Origin of the sequence: Salinivibrio sp. HTSP, assembly GCF_003390965.1 — a bacterium.
Lineage (GTDB): Bacteria > Pseudomonadota > Gammaproteobacteria > Enterobacterales > Vibrionaceae > Salinivibrio > Salinivibrio kushneri.
The window spans coordinates 1-6,381 of record NZ_PXUD01000021.1; the positions used below are offsets into that span (position 1 = coordinate 1).

Genomic DNA, 6,381 nt, shown 5'->3' on the forward strand with positions numbered 1-6,381 from the left:
AATGATCATTGCTAACATCAGCAGTCCCTTCAGAAACTCCAAAAATAATTCAAATATTAAAAAATGAAGGCCTGCCCCGCTCATACAAAAAACTGAGACACTGTAAAAAAAATAACATGCAGCACTTACAAAGGAAAAAACAATCGTCGTATCAATAAAATCAAGGTAGTAATATCCATATATCAACGAGAGCGCTCTTGCTACTAACATTCCAATTTGGAAAATAAGACCAATTTTCTCTTTTTCTAAAACAAAATATACCACACTTAATGGAGAGCTTATAAACTGTAATAGAATCGACGGAACCATCCACCTTGCAACGTCCCCAGCCACTTTCCACTCAGTACCAAAAACCAACAAAAAGAGATCTGGAGCAAACAACATAAACATAAAGCCAGCTGGAAAAGACAGCTTAATTAATCCAGCTGCACCTTGTTCAATTTTTTGTGGTAGTTGACCATTAGTTCTAGCTTCCACTAAATCTGAAAAATATACTTTACTAATTGCACCACCAATGACTGTTATTGGCAGTTTAAGAATTCGATTCGCTAAAGCGTATAACCCCGCTGCACCGGCACTAAAAAATGCTGCAAACATCAAGGGAGGGAGCTGAGCACCTGCCGTATTAAACAGACCCGACCAAGTAGAAAAGATTGGGAATTGCTTATATCGTTTTGCAGCCTGCTGAACTCCTGACCACGTCCAACTACTAAATTCTTTATGCTTGATTGCTGAACGGGCTAAGCGAAGGCTGCCAACCCCCTGCCCGCCTGCCTGACCGAATAAGAGTGCGATACTACCTAGTTTAAAGCCAAAAAGTTGAACAGCCAGTGTTGCCAGTGTCTGGCTTATTCGTGTTCTGGCAATTTCACCAAAGGATTTGGTGCGCACTGCCCAGTAATTAAATACCTTGTAAATTCCGGATAAAAATATGCCAATAGGTAATAACCAGAAATAGTTGGTCAATTTAGGTGCATTAAGGGCTGCCGCAATATGTTCACCAGCTATTAACACCATAACGCCAGAGATACTTGTCATCAACAGCACCACAAGCAAGCTGAGTACCAACACATTGGCTGCTTCGGTGTTGGTTTCAGGTAAGGGAATCGCGAGCTCATAACGCAGACTCGCCACCACGGCAAAGAGTGCCAATAGGCCACTGTAAACAGCCAGCAAACCAAAATCTTCTGGTGTATATAGTCTTGTTAACAGCGGTGAAGCAAACACCATAAGTGCCTGTGCACCTGCTGTTCCTCCTACGAGAACACTAACCCCACGAGCAAACGCATTTTGAGGCAGTATTTTTTTTAGTTTAGCTATCACAGTTGTAATGCCTGAATGACGTCCAGCTGGTCTTGCTCAGTTAGATAAGGATGCATCGGCAAGCTTATCACCTGCTCGGCCACTTTATCTCCCACGGGTAATTGAACATGATGATCAGCGACCGCGGGTTGTTTATTCAGTGGAGTTGGATAGTGAACGGCAGTCGGAATACCTGCCTCTTTGAGTTTGGCTTGCACTGCTTCTCGGTTTTCAACACGAATGGTGTATTGTGCCCAAGTGGAGATATTATGCGCTTCCACATAAGGCGTAGTTTGAATGCCGGCGTCGCTGAGTAACTGATTGTAGCGGCTGGCAACTTGATTTCTTAACTCAATCTCATTGGCAAAGATCTCAAGCTTTGGCAGTAGGATGGCTGCTTGTAGTGTGTCTAGGCGACTGTTTACGCCTACTCGAATATGGTGATAACGGCGATCTTGGCCATGGCGTGCGATTTGGCGCATGACAAGGGCTAGCTTATCGTCATTGGTGAAAATCGCGCCGCCATCGCCATAACACCCAAGCGGCTTACTTGGGAAGAAGCTAGTACAAGCAATGGTGGTTAAGTTACATGAGCGTTTGTCTTTATAACTGGCGCCAAAGCTTTGTGCTGCGTCTTCAATCACCGGGATATCATGTTTTGCAGCAACAGCATTGATCGCATCATAATCCGCACATTGTCCATAAAGCGACACTGCCATAATCGCTTTCGTCTTGCTGGTGATCGCAGGCTCAATCGCTTCTGGATTGATGTTGTAGGTGCGCTCGTCAATGTCAACGTAGATAGGTTTTGCACCCAATAATGCGACTGTCTCTGCCGTGGCAATGTAGGTGAACCCTGGAATAATCACTTCATCGCCTGGACCTATTTCAAGCGCCATAAGCGCAATTTGCAGTGCATCGGTGCCATTGGCCACGCTAATGCAGTGCTGTGCGCCACAAAACTCAGTCAGTTTTTTTTCTAGCTCCGCCACTTCTGGGCCAAGAATGTATTTGCCATGTGATAATACAGTTTGAATCGCAGTATCAATTTTGTCTTTTATTTGTGCCTGCTGCGCGGCTAAATCAATAAATTGCATGATTAAATTTTCTCTAGCATTGAGTCAGTCAGTTGGTAAATGTCACCCGTATGAGGGCAGGTAGTTTGTGCATTGCCAGTCAGCGGCAAATCGAGCTGCTCACCGTATTCACTCATCCAACCGATTTGCTTAGCGGGCACACCCACCATTAAGGCATAAGCTGGCACGTCTTTATTGATCACTGCACCAGCGCCAATAAACGCAAATTTACCCACGTTCACACCACACACAATGGTGCAGTTCGCGCCCAGTGTGGCGCCTTTTCTTACCCAGGTATCTTTGTATTCATCTTTGCGCTCAATAAGAGAGCGTGGGTTATAGACATTGGTGAACACCATGCTCGGACCACAAAACACACCCTCTTCTAAATGCACGTTGTCATAGACAGAGACATTGTTTTGTACTTTGCAGTTGTCGGCAATGGTGACCTTGTTGCCAACAAAGACATTTTGACCCAGTGAGACGCCTTGACCTATCTTGGCGCCACTGCAAACGTGAACAAAATGCCACACGCGCGAGCCACTTCCGATTTGCGCTCCTTCATCAACAATGGCGCTTTCATGCTTAAAATAATCCATGGTTTTATCTGCCTTAATTGGCGTCTCACTGATTAGGGGTTAAAGGCGTAAGTCTGAGTCGCCAAGCGGTAGCACATGCTTCACATCATAAAGCACATGATCAGGTTTCCCTAAAGCGCGTAATTCCGCTTCACCCATGAGCTTCATCTCAGAGTGATCAACAGCCAAAATAATCGCGTCATAGGTACCTGGGGATAGATGGCTGATAAGCTCAATGCCGTACTCGTCTTTTACCTCGGTTGGATTGGCCCAGCTGTCGTAGACATCCACGCCCATATTGAAGTCTTTGAGCTCACTGATGATGTCGACAATCTTGGTATTTCGCACGTCAGGACAATCGCCCTTAAAGGTGATCCCCATGACTAACACGCGCGCTTCATCAATATGGATTTTACGACGCGACAAGGCCTTAACTAACTGGGTAGCGACATATTCGCCCATGCCATCGTTAATCCGACGCCCCGCAAGAATCACCTCTGGCCGATAGCCCGTTTCTTGCGCTTTGTACGTCAAATAGTAAGGATCAACACTGATACAATGGCCGCCAACTAGGCCCGGCTTGAACGGAAGGAAGTTCCACTTAGTGCCTGCCGCTTTTAATACTTCTTCAGTATCGATATGCAGTTTGTTAAAAATCTTGGCAAACTCATTGATCACCGCAATATTCAAATCACGCTGGGTGTTTTCAATCACTTTGGCGGCTTCAGCCACTTTTATCGAAGAGGCTTTGTGAGTGCCGGCGGTAATAATTTGACGATATACCGTATCGATAAACTCAGCGACTTCAGGTGTGGAGCCTGAAGTGATCTTAACAATCGTCGGCAGACGATTCACTTTGTCACCTGGATTGATCCGTTCAGGGCTGTAACCTGCAAAAAAGTCCTGATTGAACACCAGTCCTGAGTGTTTCTCAATGATTGGGATACAGACTTCTTCTGTGGCCCCAGGGTAAACCGTCGATTCAAAGACGACGGTATCACCTTTGCTGATCACATTCGCTAACGCTTGCGAGGCTTTTTTTAGCGGGGTGAGATCCGGGGTTTTCTCTTCTGTTATGGGCGTTGGGACAGTGACGATATAAAAGTTGCAGCTGGCGATATCTGTTAGCTGGCTCGTATAAGTGAGGGATTTAGCTTGCGCCAACTCCTCATCGGTACATTCTTTGGTCGAATCATGTCCGGCCAACAGCTCTTTTACGCGATCTTCTTTTACATCGTAGCCAACGGTTGGGAAGCACTTTCCGAATTCAACGGCCAATGGCAAACCAACATATCCTAGCCCAAGGATGCCAAACTTCACATCTTGTAGGTTCATTTCTTTAACCTTGTTACTATTATAAATTCAGTGGTAGGCCAACGGTCGACTTATCACGGCCAGAGCGATAAATGGCAGTCAATAGCTCAAGCGATTTAAGGCCCTCACGGCCATCGGTTTCTGCTTCGGCGCGGCCTTTTAAGGTATCAGCGACATTTTGAAAATACGGTGGATGACCAAACCCGTATACAGAGCTAGTCTGATAATTCGCTTGCTCAATCTCGGCATCGTAGTCTTTGGCTTCTTCAAACTGCCATTCTTGAATGTCGTTAATTGCAACACCGCCAATGCGTACCGTGCCTTTTTCGCCCAATATCGTGATTGAGCCTTCTAAATTTTTAGGATAGGTGCACATGGTTACGGCCATTGAGCCCAGCGCGCCATTACGCCATTTGATATTTACCACGCCGGTGTCTTCGACTTCGATGTCTCGATGGGTTGAGAGCATTGCATGCACTTCTTCAACCGAGCCGACTAACCAATGCAACAAGTCAACATAATGCGTCGCTTGGTTCATAAAAGCGCCGCCATCCATATGCCAGGTGCCTGACCATTTTGCGCGATCATAGTATTCTTGCGGGCGTGTCCAAAAGACGTTGAGGTGCACCATATTAATGGCCCCAAACCGCTTTTCATCAATTGCACGTTTTAGTAGCTGCAACGTCGAATTACGGCGGTTTTGCTTCACCACAAAAAGCTGCACACCTGCCTCTTCGCAGGCTTTTGTCATGGCCAAGCCGTCTTCCCACTTGGTAGCCATAGGCTTTTCTGTTACTACATTGATGCCTGCTTTTGCAGCCTTAATAGTGTGCGCTGCATGAATACCCGATGGCGTGCATAGCGTAACAAGATCCAGGGTTTCCTTTTCAAGCAGTTCATCAAATGACAAGTAACCGGGCACTTGATATTTTTCTTGGTGCTCAGCGAGAACACTCGGGTTATTGTCACATATTGCCACTAGCTCGTATTCATCGCTTAACTGCTCAATCGAGCCAAAATGGTTTTTCGAAATCCGGCCACAGCCAACAACGGCAATACGGATTTTTTTGTCTATTGCTATACCCAATGCTTTATCTCCCAGCAGCCATCCAGCGCTTAAAACACTTCCAATATGGTAAGATGTTACAGCTTTGGTTCGGCGTCACTATTGTGTTATCCAAAACAGTTGTCATCTACTATGAGCAAATTTTGTTCAGCAATCGCCCACGCTACCGCCATGAGGTGTCGCTCCCCCTGTGCGCATAGCTAGATTGTATCTGGCCGCGCAAGGCGCACAGCCGGTAAATTTAATGGGCTATGAGTTTACCTGCTAATTTTTGTAGGCAAAAGGCCTAGCGCCAAAAAGTCGACATTAAGCAAGCGGTGTGGTGGGTTTTTAGGCAACAATTTACGGGAAAGAGCAAACCGTGCGCGCATTGGGGATTATGCTCTTTCTGTACTCTGTATTCCGTCATCGGTCTTCGGGAATGGGAATACGGAGCGCTTCGCTTACGGAGTACGGAAAGAGACGAGACGCTTCGCTTCTAGAAACTAGAGACTAGAAAAAGCAGCCTCGTGCTTGCATTGGGGCTCTTGCTCTTTCTGTACTCTGTATTCCGTCATCTGTATTCGGGAATGGGAATACGGAGCGCTTCGCTTACGGAGCACGGAAAGAGACGAGACGCTTCGCTTCTAGAAACTAGAGGCTAGAAACTAGGAAAGGCAGCATCGGGTCGCTTACGGATTACCGAGAAGAGCAGCTAGTTCCCGTTGGCTGTCCGGTTCGCCGTGAATCAAGTGGATTTGTTTTGGCGGCGGTTGGATGCCTTGTACGAATTTAACCAGGTCGTTTTGATCGGCGTGGGCGGAGTAACCAGAGATTGTGTGGATTTGGGCGTTGACGGTGACTGGCGTGTTGTCTATCCAAACTTGTTTGTTGCCTTGCTGAATGTCACGGCCGAGGGTGTGTTGGGCTTGGTAACCGGCAAAAACCACATCGGTGCGTTTGTCTTCCAGCAAGGCGGCAAGGTAGTTCATAATCCGTCCGCCTTGGCACATGCCGGAGGCGGCGACCACAATGGCCGGTTCGCCGCTTTGTTTTAGGCGGTTCA

At 46.7% G+C, this 6,381-nt stretch carries 6 protein-coding genes; all 6 read right to left on the minus strand.

Features of this window, described 5'->3' with window-relative positions; all coding sequences use genetic code 11:
• The coding region (locus C7A19_RS04455; protein ID WP_155522542.1) for a lipopolysaccharide biosynthesis protein at positions 1 to 1,323 on the minus strand (1,323 nt) is incomplete at its 3' end.
• Positions 1,320 to 2,399, minus strand: a complete 1,080-nt coding sequence (locus tag C7A19_RS04460) for a DegT/DnrJ/EryC1/StrS family aminotransferase (protein WP_116644295.1) — start codon at positions 2,397 to 2,399, stop codon at positions 1,320 to 1,322. The genes C7A19_RS04460 and C7A19_RS04455, both read right to left, overlap by 4 nt.
• Positions 2,400 to 2,401: 2 nt before the next feature.
• Positions 2,402 to 2,977 carry an acyltransferase gene (locus C7A19_RS04465; protein WP_116644296.1) on the minus strand — a complete coding sequence of 192 codons (576 nt, stop codon included), beginning with the start codon at positions 2,975 to 2,977 and terminating at the stop codon, positions 2,402 to 2,404.
• 39 nt (positions 2,978 to 3,016) lie between these two features.
• Positions 3,017 to 4,291: a Vi polysaccharide biosynthesis UDP-N-acetylglucosamine C-6 dehydrogenase TviB gene (tviB, locus tag C7A19_RS04470; protein ID WP_116644297.1), complete on the minus strand. Its 1,275-nt coding sequence runs from the start codon at positions 4,289 to 4,291 to the stop codon at positions 3,017 to 3,019.
• A 19-nt stretch (positions 4,292 to 4,310) separates the two neighbouring features.
• Positions 4,311 to 5,351, minus strand: a complete 1,041-nt coding sequence (locus C7A19_RS04475; protein ID WP_116644299.1) for a Gfo/Idh/MocA family oxidoreductase — start codon at positions 5,349 to 5,351, stop codon at positions 4,311 to 4,313.
• Between the two features lie 656 nt (positions 5,352 to 6,007).
• The coding region (locus C7A19_RS04485; RefSeq protein WP_275937825.1) for an MBL fold metallo-hydrolase RNA specificity domain-containing protein at positions 6,008 to 6,381 on the minus strand (374 nt) is incomplete at its 5' end.